16 protein-coding genes and 1 pseudogene are annotated in these 17881 nt (G+C 56.0%); 8 read left to right on the top strand and 9 right to left on the bottom strand.

The features are described 5' to 3' along the window. The first annotated feature begins 145 nt into the window (after positions 1-145). Together VF639_RS04780 and VF639_RS04785 are read left to right on the top strand one after the other, a co-directional pair. Positions 146-922 carry an alpha/beta fold hydrolase gene (locus tag VF639_RS04780; protein ID WP_331144744.1) on the top strand — a complete coding sequence of 259 codons (777 nt, stop codon included), beginning with the start codon at positions 146-148 and terminating at the stop codon, positions 920-922. Next, entirely contained in the window at positions 891-1802 is a 912-nt protein-coding gene (locus tag VF639_RS04785; protein ID WP_331144745.1) for an MIP/aquaporin family protein, read from the top strand. Before VF639_RS04780 ends, VF639_RS04785 begins: the two co-directional genes overlap by 32 nt. Before the next feature lie 93 nt (positions 1803-1895). Here the strand turns inward: VF639_RS04785 and VF639_RS04790 are convergent, their stop codons facing one another. Further along, a complete protein-coding gene (locus VF639_RS04790; RefSeq protein WP_331144746.1) occupies positions 1896-4235 on the bottom strand; it encodes a patatin-like phospholipase family protein in 2340 nt (779 codons plus the stop codon). Positions 4236-5018: 783 nt separating this feature from the next. On the opposite strand from VF639_RS04790, the gene VF639_RS04795 reads away from it, so the two are divergent. The 3 genes from VF639_RS04795 (at position 5019) to VF639_RS04805 (ending at position 8523) form a co-directional block, all read left to right on the top strand. Next, positions 5019-6500 (top strand): PA14 domain-containing protein, encoded by a 1482-nt coding sequence (locus VF639_RS04795; RefSeq protein WP_331144747.1) that lies wholly within the window; start codon positions 5019-5021, stop codon positions 6498-6500. Positions 6501-7122: 622 nt separating this feature from the next. Continuing rightward, the gene (locus tag VF639_RS04800) at positions 7123-7551 is read left to right on the top strand and encodes a hypothetical protein (protein WP_331144748.1); all 429 of its coding nucleotides are present in this window, start codon (positions 7123-7125) and stop codon (positions 7549-7551) included. 297 nt (positions 7552-7848) lie between these two features. Further along, positions 7849-8523, top strand: coding sequence for a carboxypeptidase-like regulatory domain-containing protein (locus VF639_RS04805; RefSeq protein ID WP_331144749.1), 675 nt, complete (start codon positions 7849-7851; stop codon positions 8521-8523). 118 nt (positions 8524-8641) lie between these two features. On the opposite strand, the gene VF639_RS04810 is transcribed toward VF639_RS04805, so the two are convergent. From VF639_RS04810 to VF639_RS04820, 3 genes are all read right to left on the bottom strand, one after another. Next, entirely contained in the window at positions 8642-9379 is a 738-nt protein-coding gene (locus tag VF639_RS04810; RefSeq protein WP_331144750.1) for a phospholipase D-like domain-containing protein, read from the bottom strand. Between the two features lie 131 nt (positions 9380-9510). After that, positions 9511-10713, bottom strand: coding sequence for a glycoside hydrolase family 1 protein (locus VF639_RS04815; protein WP_331144751.1), 1203 nt, complete (start codon positions 10711-10713; stop codon positions 9511-9513). A 212-nt stretch (positions 10714-10925) separates the two neighbouring features. Next, positions 10926-11888, bottom strand: a complete 963-nt coding sequence (locus tag VF639_RS04820; RefSeq protein ID WP_331144752.1) for a cation diffusion facilitator family transporter — start codon at positions 11886-11888, stop codon at positions 10926-10928. A 308-nt stretch (positions 11889-12196) separates the two neighbouring features. Between VF639_RS04820 and VF639_RS04825 the strand changes: the two genes are divergently transcribed. Both VF639_RS04825 and VF639_RS04830 read left to right on the top strand, forming a co-directional pair. Further along, positions 12197-13627 carry an APC family permease gene (locus VF639_RS04825; RefSeq protein WP_331144753.1) on the top strand — a complete coding sequence of 477 codons (1431 nt, stop codon included), beginning with the start codon at positions 12197-12199 and terminating at the stop codon, positions 13625-13627. Between the two features lie 39 nt (positions 13628-13666). Further along, positions 13667-14257, top strand: a complete 591-nt coding sequence (locus VF639_RS04830; RefSeq protein WP_331144754.1) for a hypothetical protein — start codon at positions 13667-13669, stop codon at positions 14255-14257. A 33-nt stretch (positions 14258-14290) separates the two neighbouring features. Here the strand turns inward: VF639_RS04830 and crcB are convergent, their stop codons facing one another. The 5 genes from crcB to VF639_RS04855 all read right to left on the bottom strand — a co-directional run bounded on the left by crcB (position 14291) and on the right by VF639_RS04855 (position 17571). Next, positions 14291-14668, bottom strand: coding sequence for a fluoride efflux transporter CrcB (crcB, locus tag VF639_RS04835; RefSeq protein ID WP_331144755.1), 378 nt, complete (start codon positions 14666-14668; stop codon positions 14291-14293). 115 nt (positions 14669-14783) lie between these two features. Then, positions 14784-15197 carry an EamA family transporter gene (locus VF639_RS04840; RefSeq protein ID WP_331144756.1) on the bottom strand — a complete coding sequence of 138 codons (414 nt, stop codon included), beginning with the start codon at positions 15195-15197 and terminating at the stop codon, positions 14784-14786. A gap of 83 nt (positions 15198-15280) precedes the next feature. Further along, positions 15281-15787 (bottom strand): GNAT family N-acetyltransferase, encoded by a 507-nt coding sequence (locus tag VF639_RS04845; protein ID WP_331144757.1) that lies wholly within the window; start codon positions 15785-15787, stop codon positions 15281-15283. A 58-nt stretch (positions 15788-15845) separates the two neighbouring features. Further along, a complete protein-coding gene (gene hemB, locus VF639_RS04850; RefSeq protein ID WP_331144758.1) occupies positions 15846-16838 on the bottom strand; it encodes a porphobilinogen synthase in 993 nt (330 codons plus the stop codon). 490 nt (positions 16839-17328) lie between these two features. Further along, positions 17329-17571 carry a hypothetical protein gene (locus tag VF639_RS04855; RefSeq protein ID WP_331144759.1) on the bottom strand — a complete coding sequence of 81 codons (243 nt, stop codon included), beginning with the start codon at positions 17569-17571 and terminating at the stop codon, positions 17329-17331. 194 nt (positions 17572-17765) lie between these two features. Between VF639_RS04855 and VF639_RS25455 the strand changes: the two are divergent. Next, positions 17766-17881: pseudogene (locus tag VF639_RS25455) on the top strand (IS701 family transposase); the annotation flags it as partial.

The raw sequence follows: 17881 nt of genomic DNA on the forward strand, positions 1-17881 counted from the left end.
GGCTTTACCCAAGCCGGGCTTTTTTATGTTCAGGTTCGTTAAGAACGCCGTGGGCTGCGTATGCTATGAGTAAGCCAGTGCAGGCAATTTTAGGCTGTTAAGCAACTTGGAATTGCGCTCGGCGCTTATCTTAACTCTTGCCTCCATGTTAGTACCTCCCGCTGTTGGTGTGCCCGGCTCGGCGCCGCTCGCTTTTGTGTGTTTGCATTACTGGGCGGGTTCGGGTAGGGAGTGGCAAGCCATTGCTGACCTTCTGGCTCCGGACTACGTCTTGCTAGCCCCTGACCTCGGAGGGTTTGGCGACGTGCCGGCGCCCACGGGAGGGTTCTCTGTAGATGCTTATGCCGACCAGGTAGCCGAGTACATAGCGGCGCAGCAACTGCAACAGTACGTGCTAGTCGGGCACAGCATGGGCGGAAAGATTGCCCTGTCTTTGGCGGCCCGGCAGCCCCCTGGGTTGGTAGGCGTGGCCCTGCTAACTCCGTCGCCGCCCACCCCCGAACCCATGACCGAGGAAGACCGGCAAGACAGCCTACGGGCCTTTGGGCAGCGCCCGGAAGCTGAAAAAACGCTGCAAAAAATAACGGCGCGGCCGCTCCCTCCGGCGGTGCAGCAGCAAATCATTGCCGACAACTTGCGTAGCACCAAGGCTGCCTGGAGCGCCTGGCTACAACACGGTAGTCGCGAGAACATAGCTGCCCGGCTACACCACCTCCGGGTGCCCTGTACCCTACTCGCCGGCGACCAAGATGCGGTGCTGTCGCCGTCGGTACACGGGCTAGAAACACTGCCGCTGCTGCCCCCGGGCACACGCCTCGAACTCGTGGGTGGGGCCGGCCATCTGTTGCCCTACGAAGCGCCCGAAGAAGTTACCACGCTGCTGCAAACATTTGCGCGGCAACTTCGGGGCGTTGTACACTAACCTGTTGAGGGCCGGCTTCGTTGGAGCACAGGTGCAGCAACCTCAACAAACAGTGACATTCACGGGTCGGATGGCGGCGGCGTGGCGGCGGCACTGGTCGCACTACGTAGCTGAAGCGTTTGGGCTGGCATTCTTCATTAGCTGCGCCAGTTTGCTTACGGTGCTGCTGGAGCATCCGGCGTCGCCGGTGCGGCAGGCCTTACCTGATTCAACGCTACGCCGTGGCCTGCTGGGCATGGCTATGCTGCTGGTAGTTGTAGCCATCGTGTACAATCCCTGGGGCAAACGCTCGGGAGCGCACATCAATCCGGCCGTAACGCTAGCTTTCTGGCAGTTAGGTAAAATGCGCCTTCCCGATGCCCTGTGGTACGTGCTGGCACAGGTGGTGGGCGCTATTCTGGCTGCGCAGCTCATGGCCTTGGTACTTGGCCCGCTGTACGCGCACCCGGCCGTGAAATACGCAGTAACAGAGCCTATGCCCAAACCAGGAGGCGAGGCGCTAGCCTTTGCCGCCGAGTTTGTCATATCCTTTATTTTGATGCTGGTAATGCTTGGGTGCTTACATTCCAGCAAGCTCAAAAAGCTAACCGGCTGGCTACTTGGGGCGCTTATTGCCCTTTATATTCTCTTCGAGAGTCCATACTCAGGCATGAGCCTCAACCCGGCGCGCAGCCTCGGCACGGCCCTTGCCGCTCGTAGCTACCACGGCCTCTGGTTGTATTGGGTGGCCCCACCTCTGGCTATGTGGCTGGCCACCGTACTGTTCCGGCATTTCTATCATGGTGAGGCCCTCGATTGTGCGGTCTTGGCCGGCTGCGGCCCCGGCACCACCTCCCCCCACTCCCCCGAAGCCGAGCCACCCCAATACCCGGATGAGTGAGTGAGTGAGTGAGTGAGTGAGTTTGACGGCCGATCTGCACAATCCGCGCCTAGTGGGACGTCAAATTCACTCATTCACTCACTCATTCACCCCTTAGTCCAGCGCTCGTTCGCGGAAGAGGACGTAGCCGATGTGGGCAAACACCCCGAATTTATGGTCGGGGTCGTCGTAATGAATGAACTGGAGCGAGGCGGGTCCTACCGGGGTTTGGTGAACAAAGCCACTCATGGCCGTTAGGTAGGGGCGGCTGAAGGCGCCGCGCGCGGCAAGCAAAGGATTAGATTCCGACCGTTCATACGGGCGGTATATAGCGTGTACGTACACTTCGGTGCGCCATTCCAACGAACCAAGCACTGCCTTGATGTAGCGCAAACCCACTGCGGCGTACGACGTGCCCCGGTAACGATCCAGGAACAAGGTGCGCGAGTCGGGGAGGGGCAGAAAAGCGGGGGCCGAGGTAAGCGACGAGCGGTAGGTGGCAAACCGGCCCTGCGTGGAAGCCGCCGCATCGACGGTATAGCCCCAGGCGTGCACCCGGCGGCCCACCGAATCTACCCGGTGAAACGTGAAATACTGCTCGGTGTAGAAGCGCGCTTGCAGCCATTGGTGGTCTTTGGTACGGGGCACCAGCCCTATCGCCGTCGAGCCCGGCGTGTACTCTTCCCGGGCCAATATGCCCCGCAGCTTCACTTCGGCCCGCCGGCCACTAACGGCGTACTGCCGCCGATTCAGGGAGTTGCGCTGAAATTCCAGCGTTCCGGTCAAGCCCCTGTTCATGCGGCTCTGGTCTAGCTCGGCGCCGCTGCTGATTTCGTTGGTGTTAGCAAATCGGTCGCGGGTAGTAAACAAACTCCCGCCTGCTATGAAGCGGCTACGGTAGTTGGGACTGTAGCCGACCACAAAACCCGTTTTCAGGTCGCGCTGCTGAAGCTGTGTGTTCTGGGCGGTGCTGCCTAGCAGCACGCCGGTATCCTGATAGTTGAAATTGTTGAAGGTGATAATCGGCTCGAAGTAAAAAGGTGTGTTGCCGGGAACACTAATCCGGAAAGAGCCTTGTGCCCCGTTGTAGAACCGGCCAATAGTGGCATCGGCTTGCACGGTATACAGCAGGCGGTTGAGGTAGCGATAGGCCCCACCCAGGTAGAAATTACTCATTGAGCGCGACGACAGCAGCACCCCGAGGTCGGTGGTAAGGTTGCTGTTCTGGCGGGCATCCAAGCTCAGCACATAGCCCCCCTGCTTGCTGTCGTATCGCACCCGTGGGTACACGTTGTTGAAAAAGTCATTGTTGACCAGGCGGTAGTAGCCTTCCTCGATATCGCCGGGCGAGTAGCTAGAGCCGCTACGCTGAAAAAAACGGCGGATAAACTCCTGCTGTTGGCGTGGCACGCCCTGTACCGTTATCTGCTTGAAATCGGGGCGGGGAGCTTGCTCCTGAAAGGCCCGCCGGCGTTGCTGCAAGGCCAGCGTGTCCTCGCGCCGGGGAATGCGGGCAAATAATTCATCAAGCTTGCGCTCGGCGGCCTGCTTGCCCAGTGAAACCAGCTGGTTTACCCGGTTGAAGTCGCCGGCCGTAAACCCGGTTAAATTGGGTTGTATAAAGATACCATTGCGGCCGACCGACGTGGTATCGGCACCGTTGAAACCCACGAACAACAGCGTGTTAGCCAGCAGTGCATCGTCTTTCTCTTTGGGATACCGGTTGAATGCCACATCGCCGACGTTCACCCCGATAATAATATCGGGCTTGAATTCCTCGCGCATCACATCGGTCGGGAAGTTGTCAACTACGGCGCCGTCGAAAAGGTAGCGCCCATCGGGCTGCCGAATAGGACGGAACGCCAGCGGAAACGCCATGGAGTTGCGAACGGCATCAGACAAAGAGCCGCTGCGCTGTACCACTTTCTCGCGCGTAAATACCTCTGAAGCCACGCTGCGGTAGGGTACCAGTAGTTTGTCGAAGTTGTAGCCGGAAACCGCACCGGCCGGAGCCAGCATGGTGGCCAGCACGTAGTTGAGGGTTACATCGTCCACGAGCTTAGGCGTTACGCGGGCCTTGAACGTTGAGTCTATTGCCAAACGCAGGTGCAGGGCGGCAGGGTCGTAGTCGCTGTCGTAGTAGTTGTACACCTTGCCTTCCAGGGGCTCGCCCGAAACCCAGTTCTGAAACTCGGGCCGCAGTACAATCTCTCTTATCTCGCGTGGCGAGTAGCCGGCCGCATACATGCCCCCCACAATAGCCCCCATACTCGTCCCGACGATATAGTCAATAGGAATGCGGTTCTTTTCCAACACCTCCAGCACGCCTACGTGGGCTAGGCCTTTGGCCCCCCCGCCACTGAGCACTAAACCTATTTTCTGAGCTTGAGCTACCGGGCCGCTTCCGAGCAGCAAAAACAGCAGGAATTCGAGGATACGGCGAGTTTTTCGCATATAATAAAGAAAGTAACAAGCTCCACCCTACGGCAGCGCGTTTCCTACGTAGCCCTTCAAGGCAAGTTGCCTTAAAAGATAAAGTCTATTGAAATAAGACAATAATGAATGCTACCTGCCAATTCGCGTTAGCCAAGGTAGACAAACGTAAACGCATATTCTGGCTTAGCTGGTTCACGGCGCTAGCCACTTGCCCAGAGGCCCTGGCAAGTTGCGGAGCACCGTAAAAAGGAAGGTAAAGACAACTACGCTCCAGCCAACCCAGGGCTGGTACAGCAGGGAGTAGCGCCGCGGCTGCCTGGTAAGCCACCCATGCAATTCTTCTCCCGCCCCAAACACAAGAAGGGGACTGGCAAAGGCGGCCAGCACGTTGAACCCATGGCCTCTTCAAAGCGGCCATACAAAAGCGCGAGGTTATTGTACTATGCTAATAAAAGTTGTAAATCAAATCAGGTCTATGGAGTAGGTGGAATAGATGCTGTAAGAAATGCTTTATATTGTAGCGGCCTCAGTAATTGGGCTCGTTTGGTCGGGAAGAGGAAGCGGCGCCAAATGCTTTTCTTGTGTGGTGCGGTATGCTGCTTCTTGGACTTTACCAATTTATTCATTCAACTATTTTATTCTGTGCGACACCTTCTGTTTCGTTCTATACTCGGACTCGGCATACTTAGCGGGGCAATGGCGGGCTCATCCTTCGCTGCTCCTCTCAGTTATGTTGGTCAACCGGACCATATAGCTAAACTCAGGCCTTTATTTGCCGGTCGGGTTTCAAATGCTGAACCTGTGCAAGGCGCCGGAACCGGACTCACGGCTGTGTACTTCAGCAACGGCACCTTGGCGGGTGCACCTGCTCTCAAGCGGCTTGATGCCGCCATTGATTTTCAGTGGGGACCTAACTCGCCCGGACCAGGAGTGCCAAACGATAATTTCTCGGTGCGTTGGGAAGGCTTACTGGCAGCTCCTAGTACCGGCCGCTACAAATTCACGGTTGCAACCACCGAAGGCGTCCGGCTGTGGGTGAACGGGAAGAAAGTGCTCGACACCTGGGACGGGAAAAAAGCGGACATCGTCGGGGCCTATGCCAACCTGGCCGCCGGCGAGAAAACCTCTATCAAGCTAGAATACTACGACGAAGAGGGCGACGCCCGGATTCAGTTGCAATGGGCGCCGCCTAACCAAGTCGCTCAAACTATTCCTACGGCTAATCTGTATCCGCTCGGCTCGTCCAACGCGCCCGACCCGGTTGGCGCTGGTAGTCCGCCCGCAACTGCGCAAGCAGCGCCTATGCCAGCCCCTGCTCCGGTAGCTAAAGCCGCAGCTAAGGAAGTGAAGCCCGCCGTAGTGAAGGTTCCCAAAACCACCAAAGAACCGAAAGCTGCTAAAGAGCCCGAAGTAGCAACAACTCCCGCCCCCGCAACCCCAGCACCCGCGGCTGCGCCAGAAGCCCAGCCCGCTCCGGCTGCTAAGTCTGCAACTCCTACTGCCTCCACTGCTTTTGTGCCCGGGGTGTATACGCTAGTCGCCCGCTCCGATGGTAAGGCGCTGGAAGTGCAAGATCAGGCGCAGCCCAATGTCGCCGTAAATCCTTCGGCGGCGCTGGCCACTAATGGCTTGCCGCAGTGGAGCATAGAAAGTGCCGGCAATGGCTTCTACCGCATTGCAGTGCAGGGCGGAAGGAAGGTGCTGGAAGTACTCGGGAGCCAGACCTCCAACGGTACTCCCTTAAGCTTGTGGCCTTTCTATAGCGGCAACAACCAGCTCTGGGCAATTGAACCTCTGGAAGAAGGCTTTTATAAAATCAGCGCCAAACACAGTGGCAAAGCTATTACTGCCAACCTACCCGAGGAAGGTGGCCTGCAACAGCGCCGCTACGCCAATCGGCCCACGCAGCAGTGGAAGCTGGAAGCTGTTACGCCAGTGGCCCTAACCATTGCCGCTGGGGTGAGCAGCACGCCGGGAGTTGGTGCCAACCAGCTGAGCGTGTACCCCAACCCTAGTAATGGCGTGATGCAAATGGCGTATCAACTTAATTCCGAGCAACCTATTGGGTGGGTGCTGTACAACCAGCGGGGAGTGGCAGTGCGCGTTTCCGATTATCGGCGTCAGAATGTGGGGGCTCAACACCAAACCCTGGATTTCCGCAGCCTGCCCCCCGGTGACTACTATCTGAACCTGACGGTAGGCACCGTCAATACCAAGCATCCGGTTCAAATCCGGCGCCCCTCAGCGGAAGCCGCCCCTCCGGCTACCACGCCCACGGAATAACGTATCGTATAAGCTTGCTTAAGAGCGCAAGGCTACCTAGTGATTTAAGTCACCGGGTAGCCTTGCGCTCTTCTGTTATTATATGCTCTCTGTCGCCAGGCATGCGACACTGCAAATAGTAAACCTGTCCCGGAGCCGCTCATATTGGCCGCAAAGACAAGCGCAGGGGCATCCGGACTAGATGCCCCTGCGCTTGTCTTTGTGGCCTCTTACTGCGCGAACTTTTCTTGTTCCGAATCCGAAGTAAGTCGACGCTGAAGCGTAACAGCTATCAGCAAACTTATTTCATGTCAGGCGACCCGCGGCGGCGAAAGGCTAGAAGCAAATCACTTATCCAGTAGGGGTACGCTTAGCGCGTAGTGGGGCCTCTTTTTCTGGCGGTCAGCCTTTTGCCGCTACGCGACCACTATGCTGCCAGGTATATTTTCTACTGTCGAGTTATAATACAAGTGAGAATTATGCTATCGTGCATAATGCCTGGTTCATCCCCTTTTTAGAGGCGTTTATCTAAAAAATAGAATTATTTGTTTAATATTTTTGCTTAAAAAGTTAAACAATATATATTTGTAATCATATAAAATTGATTAAGTGCAATAAGAATTGATATAACAGTTTTTCAACCATGTCTTTTTCGATACTGAACCGTTTACAGGTCTTCGCTGCACCTCTTATTGCACCCGCCAAAACGCCGGAACAGGTTCGGGCGGCTACTACCGTCGAGAAATTACGACAAGAGCTGCCGGAACTGCTGGCAGTTGCAGTTATTGATATTCAAACCAGCAAGACGTTGGCTGCTTTTAGTTGCCTGCGTGAACTGGCACCGGCCCGAGCCGCTGTCTATAATGTGGAAGTAGTGCGTCAGAAACGACGGGCGCTTGAAGCTCTTGGGCTTGCCAACGAAAAAATAGAAGATATTCTCATCACGCTGCGCGAACAGCTGCATTTACTGCGTGTAAGCCAGGATGGGCAGCAACTACTTTACCTAGTAGTAAATACCCACGATACCAACTTAGCCATTGCGCGTACCGTGTTGCGTGCTCATAGCGCCTAAGTTCCTGGCAAGAGCGCTTACCCTGCTTTTCTTACGCATAGCATACTCACTACCTCCGATAACGGAGCCGGTGAAACGCGAAAGTCACGAGCTGCGGTCTGCCACTGTTGGTAGCTGTTGCCTTGATTGACACTGAGTTGACAGGTGGCTGGCTCCGCACTTGGCAATGCCAGCGGCAGATCACTTAAGCAACCATAGCACACTTGAACCTGCTGCCTATACGATCCGGGGCAGTAGCGCAATTAGTATCGGATTGGCCATGCTCTGATTATTTTTCAACCCTTACCCTATTACAACATGAAATTAACCGCTTCCCCCTTCAATCCCGCTACGGGCGAGTTGGTACCTGCCTACCGCGATGCCTATCTGCGTGGCGACTTATCGAGTGCCAACATCAAGGCCGTGGACGATTATTTAAAGCACCATCGGCACCGGGCCGACGAAACGCTGGCTCGCTTCAATGAGATGAAGCAGGACGGCGAGCAGGTGCGCCCCGTGGGCTGGGTGCAACGGCAGTTCGAACTGATTCGCACCGAACCAAAGCGCTTTCGGCGGCGGGCTGCCAGCCTGATAACCGGCGCTGCCCTGCTGGCGGGCGTTTCGATGGCCGCTACCAACCTGCCCACCGAAACCGCCACCCCTGAAGCTACCGCAGAAGCTAGTACTGCTAGCAGCATGCGTATCGTAACCGTACGCGGCCGCATCCTCGACGAAAACGGTCGTCCGTTGATTGGCGCCACGGTTATCGATAAAACGTCGGGCCGGGGGGTAGGTACCGACGCTCAGGGAAACTACACGCTGCACTTGCCCGCCGAGCAAGCCCGCGCAGCCAAGCTGCAGTTCGGTTATGGCGGCTACACCGACGACGAAGTACAGCTGCAAGGACGATACACCCAGAATATGACTTTGGTACCGCGCACGGAAGCCGATAGCCCAGCACCCAAAAAGCACCGCCGTTGGCTGCTATTTTAAGTTGTCGTTTAAGTAACACCACTTAAATAGACGCTCCTGTCTACTTGCTGCTGATTAAGTAACTCAAGCTGTGAAGTAGCCCCGTAGTGGCGGCTTCACAGCTTGAGCTGTTTAGGTTTTACCCGGTAAATACGCTCATCTGCGGCCATAGCCGCTCGAACTCCCTGACAAAGGGTTGTACTGTGGCGTGTTCGTCGGTAATCAACAGGTTTTCAAGGTTGTGTTCTGCGGCGGAGCGAGTCCAGTTGTAGGAGCCAGTTAGGATAGTGCGCTTATCGGCAATGGCGAACTTATGGTGCATGTGGTAATCAGTCCGGTCGGTGCGAACGGGAATACCCGCCTCGAAAAGCTGATGCACATCGGAGCCCCGGTCCAGGAGTTTGTCGTTGTCGGTGAGCAGGCGCACGAGTACGCCGCGGCGGTGAGCGGAAAGTAAGGCGTTCGTGAGCCGGTCGTCGGCTACGGTAAACACGCATATATCCAGCTGCCGCGCGGCCTGCCCAATGAAGCGTTGAATAGCGGCTACGCATTCGGTGCCGGGGCTGAAGTGCACCTCGGCGCGGGTAGGGCGAGCGGGCGGCACAGCCGGCGGTAAGAGCAGCGCGCTAGCCGCTTCCAACCACTCCACCACCGCTTTGTCTTGGAAGCTGTTGAAGCGGCTCCGGGCCAATGCAAACAGCTCGTGCCGCAAGTCGTGCAAGTCGGTACCGTGTTGGCCGTGCTCGGCTAGGCGCTGCCGCAACTGCCGCGCCTCTTCCACCGACAAGGTGGAATCAGCAAAGGCCCGCTCGAAATGATGTAGCAAATCAATGGTAGCCGTTGCTAAACGGCTCGTTCCGTGCAGGTGCTGCGACATAGGTAACAGGCGTTAAAACCAGCGTAGTACCCTATACCGGCTGGCGACAAGCAAAATACAGCCTTCCGCATTAGTCCGCGTCAGGTTCCGTCAACTCTGTGCCCGGTGTTTGGTGTGCTGTCCTTCTTGCCTTACAGCAGCGTAAGCTCTGCCGGAAGGTCTGACTTAACAAGAGCACGTGCTACGCGAACTTGCGCCTCCTGTAGGGCCTTGGCATAAGGCTCATGCAACACCCGCAACGGTGGCCCATCAGGCTGCGGTACGGCATCCCAAAGCCCCGAGCGGTGCCAGTCCTGGTCCAGAAAATCCCAGTCCGGCCGGTCGAGGATGGGGTAGAGGCACACGCCCCACAGCGGTACACCCATGCGCAAGGCAGCAGCACATTCGCGCCCAATCATGGCCATCCAGTGCGGACGGTCGTGGCCGGGATGGCTGGTTTCGGTGAGCACGACGGGGCGGTTGTAGCGCTTGTGGGCAGCAGCCAGCAGATGCCGCAACGGGCGCCAACGACGGTCGGCGGGTTGGTCGGCCCACGGAATGCGGGTGCGAGGCTCCATGTCCCACTGGTTGTCGTAGTAGAAATTGAAGCCCAGCATGTCTACGTATTCGGGGCGGCCGCCGAGTTCAGGGCACATGCGGCCTGTTAGCATATCCACCGCCTGAAACTGGTTGTCGTGGTACTGGGCCGCACGCAGCTTCTCGTCGCGGGTAGCGCCCGCACGGGGGATGATATTGATAAGCGGCTCGGTGGTAAGAATCCGCACGGTTGGGTCAATTTCGCGCATAGCCGCTACGCCCTGGATGTAGGCCCGCATCAACCCGTACTTCACTTCCCAGCCTTGGTGCACACAATAAGGCGACGTTCCGCGCACATCACCGCCCAGCCAGCTCACGAAGCTGACTTCGTTGATAGGCGTCACAATCAGTTGCCCCTCAGGCTGCTCGGAGCGGTAGAACTGTACGAAGGCTCGGCACAAGGCGGTGAAGCGCTCCGCGAACAGCGGGTGCAAGGGCGTTAAGTCGTCGGGATAGCCGAAGTGGCAGATGTCCCAAATCTGCTGAATTCCGTGGCGTCGGCCGGCAGCCAGCATAGTGCGTACTGTGCTCCAATCATACTGATACGGAATCTTCTCGATATGGCTCCAGCGGATTCCTTCGCGTACCGTGCTTAGGTTGTGCTGCCGGATATCTTGGTAGTCCTGATCGAGTAATTGTAGGTGGCCGGTCAGAGGCAGAAAATCTACCCGGTGACCAAAGCAATTGAGTTGGTCGGTGCATTCGTAGCCGGCCATCCAAAACGATTGGAAGGGGCTTTGCATGGAAGCAAGGGACATAGGTGCGGAGTTGTGGAAGAACACGCGCTAGAGTGGTCGAGTTAGCGCACTGCCTTTTACCGCAAAAGCCGAGCTTGAGTTGTTGGGTTAAGATTGGGTGGGCAAAACGGCGTTAAAACTATAAGTACTATAGATTATCAACCGAAAAGCCGACTGACGCAACCACGCAGTTACTCGCCGTAGCAGCCAGCGCTTGAGTGCTCCTCAACTACTTATATCTGCGGCGACACGGCCGACGAGTCGGACGCCAACGGGGCGCGTTGCTTGCCGGCAATAGACTTGGCCTCGATGAAGATGCGCTTGAAGTCCGGGTACCGGGCCCGCACCTTTTCTTGCAGTCGCTTTACGGCCTGCTCCACTTCGTTGGCGGAAAGATGATCCTGAAACTCCACATCGAGCGCCAGTACCACATCGTGCGGGCCGAGGTACATGGTGAGCGGGCGGCGAATAGCTTCTACTGCGTGGTCTTCGCGGGCCAAAGCTTCAAGCCCATCCAGCGTCTCGTCGTCTACGCCTTCGCCTACCAGTAGGCCTTTGGTTTTGTAAATCAAGAATATAGCCACCGTCACCAGCAAGACGCCGATGCAGATGGAAGCGCCCCCATCAAAGTAAGGATTGTCGAGCAGGTGCCCGAAGTACACGCCCGTTAGTGCAATAGCCAAACCCAGCAAAGCCGCTAAGTCTTCCATCAGAATAGCAAACACCGAAGGGTCTTTGCTGCGGCCCAACGTTTCCCAAAAACCAGCATCACCCCGGTCTTTATTGAACTCGCGGAAGGCCAGGAAGCAGGAAATGCCCTCAAATACGAGCGAGAGGCCCAATACAACGTAGTTCCAGGTAGGATCAGTGATGGGTGAAGGATGCCGCAAGTGCTCGACGCCTTCGTAAAACGACATGCCGCCACCCACCGAAAACACCAGAATGGCTACAATCAACGACCAGAAATACAGCTCTTTGCTGCGCCCAAAGGGGTGACGCGTGTCGGCGGGCTTTTCGGCCTGCTTCACGCCGTATAAGATCAGAATCCCGTTGCCACTGTCAACAAGCGAGTGAATACCCTCAGAAAGCATGGCCGAACTGCCCGTAAAGAAAGCAGCCACAAATTTGGAAACGGCAATGGCGACGTTGGCGCCAATGGCCCCGTAGATGGCAATTTTAGAACCTCCTGCAGACATGAAAAACGTGGTTTAGTCGGCCCAAGATAATTTAAGCAGGCCGTCTGTGGTACGCAGGCTAGTAAGGCGGGGTTAGAAGAACAAGGAAGGAAGGAGGAAGAGCGAGCCATAAGACCGTCCTACCAAGGCCTGTGGCGCCTCAAGCCAGGAACCGAGGCGTCTTGCTAGCGGTAAGATCATTTGCTATCCGCAACCGCTGCACGCGAGCTGCTGCTGCGGCGCTTTTGCAGGACGTTCCTATTTCTCTATTCTCCATTGCTCTATCTTTCACTCCGAACAATCTGCTTTTATTCGACTTTTACGCCTCTATGGCTGAAGCTTCTACTGATCTTACTGCTACTGCTCCGCTGCGCCGCCGTCTGGGACTGGTGCAGGCCACAGCGCTCAACATGATTGACATGGTGGGCATTGGCCCCTTCGTCACGTTGCCGTTGGTAATGGGCTTTATGGGGCCAAACTTCCTGCTGGGTTGGCTGGCCGGGGCAGTGCTTGCCTTAATAGACGGCCTGATTTGGAGCGAGTTGGGTGCGGCCTACCCCGAAGCGGGCGGTTCCTATCGGTTTCTAAAGCTGGCGTATGGCGAGCAGAAATGGGGTCGGCTGATGTCGTTTCTGTACGTGTGGCAGACGTTGGTGCAAGCCCCGCTGGTGGTAGCGTCGGGCGCTATCGGTTTCGCGCAATACTTCGGCTACCTCGTGCCGCTCAACGAAACTTGGCAGCCCAAACTAGTGTCGGGCGTGGTCGTGCTGCTGCTGATGGCACTGCTCTACCGCCGCATCGACGATATTGGGCGGCTCGGCGTTCTGTTGTGGGTGGGTGTACTGGGGCTGATGGGCTGGCTGATCTTCGGCGGCCTTACCCATTCCACGTACCCGGTAGCCTGGCTGCCTGCTGGCGGTGTTGGCGCTTTGCTTTCGTGGAAGGATGGGCAGCTAACCGGCCTGCTACTTTCCGCCGCCCTGGGGCAGGCCGCCGTTAAAACTATTTACTCTTATCTGGGCTACTATAACGTGTGCCACCTGGGCGGCGAAATTCAGAACCCGCAGCAAGTAATTCCGCGCAGCATTTTCCTGAGCATTCTCGGCATTATGGCTCTGTACCTGCTGCTTAACTGGAGCGTGGGCACCGTTATTCCTTGGCAGGAAGCCAGCCAGTCGAAGTTCATTGTTAGCTCCTTTGTAGAGAAACTCTACGGCGCCACGGCCGCCAAAGCCGCTACGGCGCTGGTACTGTGGGTAGCCTTTGCGTCCTTGTTCGCGGTGCTGCTGGGCTACTCGCGTATTCCGTATGCCGCCGCCGCTGATGGTGAATTCCTGCCCGTCTTCGCCAAAACGCATCCTACCAAGCACTTCCCGCACGTGTCCCTCCTGATTCTGGGCGGCGTGGGCTTCGTGTTCAGTTTGCTGTTCCGGCTCGGCGAGGTAATCAGTGCCATCCTGGCCATGCGGATTCTGGTGCAGTTCGTGGGGCAGGCCGTGGGGCTGGTGCTGCTCCGGCGGCGGCGCGGCACGGCGGGCCTCCCGTTCAAGATGCCGCTCTATCCGCTGCCCGTGGTAGTGGCGGTGGTGGTGTGGCTGTGGGTGTTCGGGAGCATCAAGGATGGGGCCTTGCTCTACGAAGATGCCAGCACGCGCATCTTTGTGCCCTTCCAGGTCGCAGCCTTGCTGATGATGGCCCTGGGCAGCATCGTGTTCCTGCTCTGGAGCCGCCGGCTCGGGCGGTGGCCGTTTCAAAAGTAAATTATATTTTTGCTAGGATAATCATTTCCTGGTAGTCTTATGAGTCGTTTATTTTATCTTTTTTTAACCTTCTCAGTTCTATTAGTGCGTCCTGTCTGCGCACAAAAACCAACTACGTCTGCGTCTGATGCAGACTATCTGCAGTGGAGTGCCACTCGTCGCCTCACTGCCGCCGATTTTCAAATGCCGCTTAAGCCTCACAATAATTTGAAGGGTAGCAACGCCGCATTTAGCTTTAGTATGGACGGCCGCATCTACGACCTGTTCAGTAAACATAGCAACGACATCGTCTTCAACCAGATGCTGCGCTCCGCCTCGTGGGTGGATACAAACAACCCGGCCGATGTGGCACAGCAAGTTCTATTTCAACAAACCCTGTTCGACATTCAGGAAATATACGTTCGGCGCTTCAGGCAGCAGGCTCGCGCCGGAGCTAAAAAGATGCTGCTCATTGGTAAGCCTGATATCAATGAGCTGCTAAATGAGTTGATGAAAGCTTCACAGGTACGCCAGGCAGAATATGCTGATGAAACCGATTATGGTACGTTGCCAGGCACTCAGGCCGTATGGGAGGCAAAGATTCAGGAGGAACTGCAGGCCTTACAGGCGTATAAGGCTTCCAATGAGTAAGGCCACTGAAACCGAATTGCAACAACTAGGTATCTACAAAGTCCGCACCAGTGCTACGCCGGCAAACGTAGCCAGCAAGCCAAGCAGCACGCTGCCCGTCACGTAGAGCGCCACCAGCAAATAGCGCCCGCTCTCAAGCAGGCCTAGGGTTTCATAGGAGAAGGTAGAGAACGTAGTGAAGCCGCCGCAGAAGCCAGTAGTAAGCAGCAAGCGTAGCGTCGGCGAGGCCAGTGTGCCTTTCTCGGCCAGCGCGTAGAACAAGCCAATGAGCAGGCAGCCCACCACATTGACCAGCAGGGTACCCAACGGAAATGGGTGGGCGAAATGTCGGGCTACAGCTTGTTGCGCCAAATACCGGCTTACGCTGCCTACGGCTCCACCCACGGCAATAACAGCTAGAAGACGAAGCATAAGTGAAGTTGTAAAATGGGAAAGGTGGGGAAGTTGCTGGTCCGCTGCTGCAATTAGCACCGCCACAAACTAAAATCCATCACCCCAACGCCTAGCAGTTTCTTGCCAATCCACCTCACAGAATCAATACCAACGTGCCACCAATGATAAGAGCCGCCCCCAAAGCGGCTTTCAGTGTAAGCGTCTCGCCTAGAAACAGCACCGACAGCACAATGGCAATAGCCACGCTTAGCTTGTCAACCGGAGCCACCTGCGACACCTTACCGAGCTGCAACGCCTTGAAGTAAAATATCCACGACAAGCCCGTTGCCATACCTGATAGCACCAGAAACAGCCAGTTACGCGGCGTAAGCGCATTGAAGTCGGTAGCACTGTCGCGGGCAAACACAATACCCCAAGCCACCACCAAAATCACAACCGTGCGAATAGCAGTGGCCAAATCGGAGTTAACGCCCTTGATGCCCACTTTGGCCAGCACGGCGGTAAGAGCGGCAAAAACTGCCGAGAGTAAGGCGTACGTCCACCACATTATGAGTTGCCAATTAGCAGTTGCCAGTTACCAGTGTACGGTTCAGCAATAGAAGCGTACACTGGTAACTGGCAACTGGCAGTTCACAGCTGTTTCTCGTAGCAAAAGAAGCGCAGTCCTGGCCGGAAAGCCAACGTGATTTCGCCGGCGAACCGGTAGCCAAGCTTGGGGAAAAGACGTTGCGTGGCTACGTTCTCGGAGTTGGTGTCCACGCGCAACATCTTCAGACCTTGTTCAACGGCCAGTACTTCAGCTTGCTGCAACAGCGCTGCCGCCAGACCATTGCCTTGGGCGGCCGGGTCGACGGCCAGCCTGTGCGTAACGAGAGCTGGCTCCGTGACATCCCAGTCAGCTTGGTCGTATTCGGGGTCTTGGTCGTTGTGAGTAAGAGCCGCTACAGCAGCTACCTGGCCCTCCAACTCGGCCACCCACAAATGCTGCCGCCCAATATCACGCCGGAAAACCTCCTCGTTCGGATAATCCGGCGACCATTGCTGATTCCCGCTGGCCTGCATTAGCGGCACCACACGGCTAACAATTGCAAGGATGGCAGGCAGGTCGGCGGTAGTGGCAGGACGAAGTAAAGGCATAACACGGCAGCGTTTCTAACATCTGACGAATCTAAGCGGAACTTCCCAAAACTTGGTATTACCCCCGGCGCAGTACTTCGGCAGCCTCTTTGGCGAAGTAGGTAAGGATAGCATCAGCGCCAGCGCGCTTGATGCTGGTCAGCACTTCCATCATAGTTTTCTCGCCGTCGAGCCAGCCGTTTTGGGCGGCGGCTTTCACCATGGCGTATTCCCCCGATACGTTGTAGGCCGTTACGGGCAGGTTGGTGTGGTTTTTCACGTCCAGAATCACGTCGAGGTAGCTTAGGGCAGGCTTCACCATCACCATGTCGGCGCCTTCCTGCTCGTCCAGAGCTAGTTCGCGCAGGGCTTCGCGGCGGTTGGCGGGGTTCATCTGGTAGGTCTTCTTGTCACCTTTTTTTGGCGCCGAATCCAAAGCGTCGCGGAAAGGTCCGTAGAATGCCGATGCATACTTGGCCGTGTAGCTCATGATGCTGACGTGGCTGAAGGCATTGCTATCCAGCACGTCCCGGATCCAGGCCACGCGGCCGTCCATCATATCAGAGGGGCCAATGATGTCAGCGCCCGCGCGGGCTTGGGCCAAGGCCATTTGGCCGAGTACTTCCAGGGAGGCATCGTTCAGGATTTCGCCAGACTCGGCATCCACCACGCCATCGTGGCCGTCGGAGCTGTAAGGGTCCATAGCCACGTCGGTCATAATAACCACGTCCGGAAACTGACGCTTGATGTTGGCTACGGTTTTCAGGTACAGCCCTTCCGGGTTGGCTGACTCCTTGGCCAGTCGGTCTTTCAGGCTATCGTTGATGCTCGGAAAGGGCGCGAAGCTCTTGATGCCTAGCTCCACGCAGCGGCCGACTTCATCAAGTAGCCGGTCCGCTGTGAAGCGGTGAATGCCTGGCATCGAGCTAACTTCAAGCGTTTGGTTTTCGCCTTCAATAAGAAAGACAGGATATATAAAATCGTGCGTGGTGAGTCGTGTTTCCTGCACCATGTCGCGGATAACGGCTGATTTGCGGTTGCGACGCGGACGGTGCGTGGGGATGTTGGGCATTGGTGTGGTCAGTTGGTAAGACGAGTTAGAACAACTGGCACGAAGGTAAGGTTGCGGCCGAGGTAGCTGGTTATGCTACTTCCAAGGCCCGCCATAACCGCGGGGAAGAAGTGATGCGCCTGTCAAGCAAATAACCGTTCCTAGAAGTAGTTCAGTGACCCCTACGCTAGATAGTCCATTGTGGCAGCTTCATGACGTTAGGTGTAGCTAGAAAGCGAATTGGGTGTATCTCCAACACATGCAATCAACGCTAGCGTAATTGCTTGCAACACTGTAGCATATGCAGTTGGTAACAGCTCCAGCCATAAACATGTATCACAAAAAATAACCCCAGAAATCAAGAAAGGCTGCTGAGGTTGTCAAGAATAGTGTTGAGTACTGAATGGTAAGCTTTACTGGCTAACAGATATTGCAGAAGTCATCATTTCGCTAAGCGAATTTAGTTGTCTGTACCCAGCTGCAACTTCCAGAACGCGCAAGTAGCGGGCCGTTACCACTTCGGGCTGATGAGCAGATAGGTGCGCAGGCGCTGCCCGCCGAGGTTCAAGCGCCAGATTAGGATCATGGAGAATACCCCAATGATAGTCAGAGAAGGTTTTTCTATATGCTCTCTGGCGTTGGTTAGTGTTGTTAATACCTTGTGAAAAGCCTGAATAGCCATCGCAACGCCCTTCTGGGAAACCAGAAGACCTAGAAAGACAAAGTTATTTGTCCGATCTACATCAGGAATCACTAGAAAGTCTTTGGCCTGATAAGCGTATATATCTCAGAGTTGACCTCTATACCCCCAATATCTGGGTGGAATTTATGAGAGAGTAATAATATCTTCAGGAGACAAAGCGAATCTAACAAGATTTAATAAAATAAAACATAGTTATTATCTGATGTTACGCAGTCGCAGAGACAGTTCATTCGTTTAGGAACCTTATGATGAGTTGCACACTGGACCTGTACACGGATTATTTGCTGAGTTCGACGGGGGCGACCACGGCCACGGGCTTGTCGGGACTACTGGACGGGGCACTCAGCCACGACCACATCAC

The organism is Hymenobacter sp. (assembly GCF_036387835.1).
Lineage (GTDB): Bacteria > Bacteroidota > Bacteroidia > Cytophagales > Hymenobacteraceae > Hymenobacter.

Bases quoted from the DNA above. Each gene is read 5' to 3' on its own strand.
- VF639_RS04780 (WP_331144744.1), top strand. From the start codon at position 146: ATGTTAGTACCTCCCGCTGTTGGTGTGCCCGGCTCGGCGCCGCTCGCT.
- VF639_RS04790 (WP_331144746.1), bottom strand. From the start codon at position 4,235: ATGCGAAAAACTCGCCGTATCCTCGAATTCCTGCTGTTTTTGCTGCTC.
- VF639_RS04800 (WP_331144748.1), top strand. From the start codon at position 7,123: ATGTCTTTTTCGATACTGAACCGTTTACAGGTCTTCGCTGCACCTCTT.
- VF639_RS04805 (WP_331144749.1), top strand. From the start codon at position 7,849: ATGAAATTAACCGCTTCCCCCTTCAATCCCGCTACGGGCGAGTTGGTA.
- VF639_RS04810 (WP_331144750.1), bottom strand. From the start codon at position 9,379: ATGTCGCAGCACCTGCACGGAACGAGCCGTTTAGCAACGGCTACCATT.
- VF639_RS04815 (WP_331144751.1), bottom strand. From the start codon at position 10,713: ATGTCCCTTGCTTCCATGCAAAGCCCCTTCCAATCGTTTTGGATGGCC.
- VF639_RS04820 (WP_331144752.1), bottom strand. From the start codon at position 11,888: ATGTCTGCAGGAGGTTCTAAAATTGCCATCTACGGGGCCATTGGCGCC.
- VF639_RS04825 (WP_331144753.1), top strand. From the start codon at position 12,197: ATGGCTGAAGCTTCTACTGATCTTACTGCTACTGCTCCGCTGCGCCGC.
- VF639_RS04830 (WP_331144754.1), top strand. From the start codon at position 13,667: ATGAGTCGTTTATTTTATCTTTTTTTAACCTTCTCAGTTCTATTAGTG.
- crcB (WP_331144755.1), bottom strand. From the start codon at position 14,668: ATGCTTCGTCTTCTAGCTGTTATTGCCGTGGGTGGAGCCGTAGGCAGC.
- VF639_RS04840 (WP_331144756.1), bottom strand. From the start codon at position 15,197: ATGTGGTGGACGTACGCCTTACTCTCGGCAGTTTTTGCCGCTCTTACC.
- VF639_RS04845 (WP_331144757.1), bottom strand. From the start codon at position 15,787: ATGCCTTTACTTCGTCCTGCCACTACCGCCGACCTGCCTGCCATCCTT.
- hemB (WP_331144758.1), bottom strand. From the start codon at position 16,838: ATGCCCAACATCCCCACGCACCGTCCGCGTCGCAACCGCAAATCAGCC.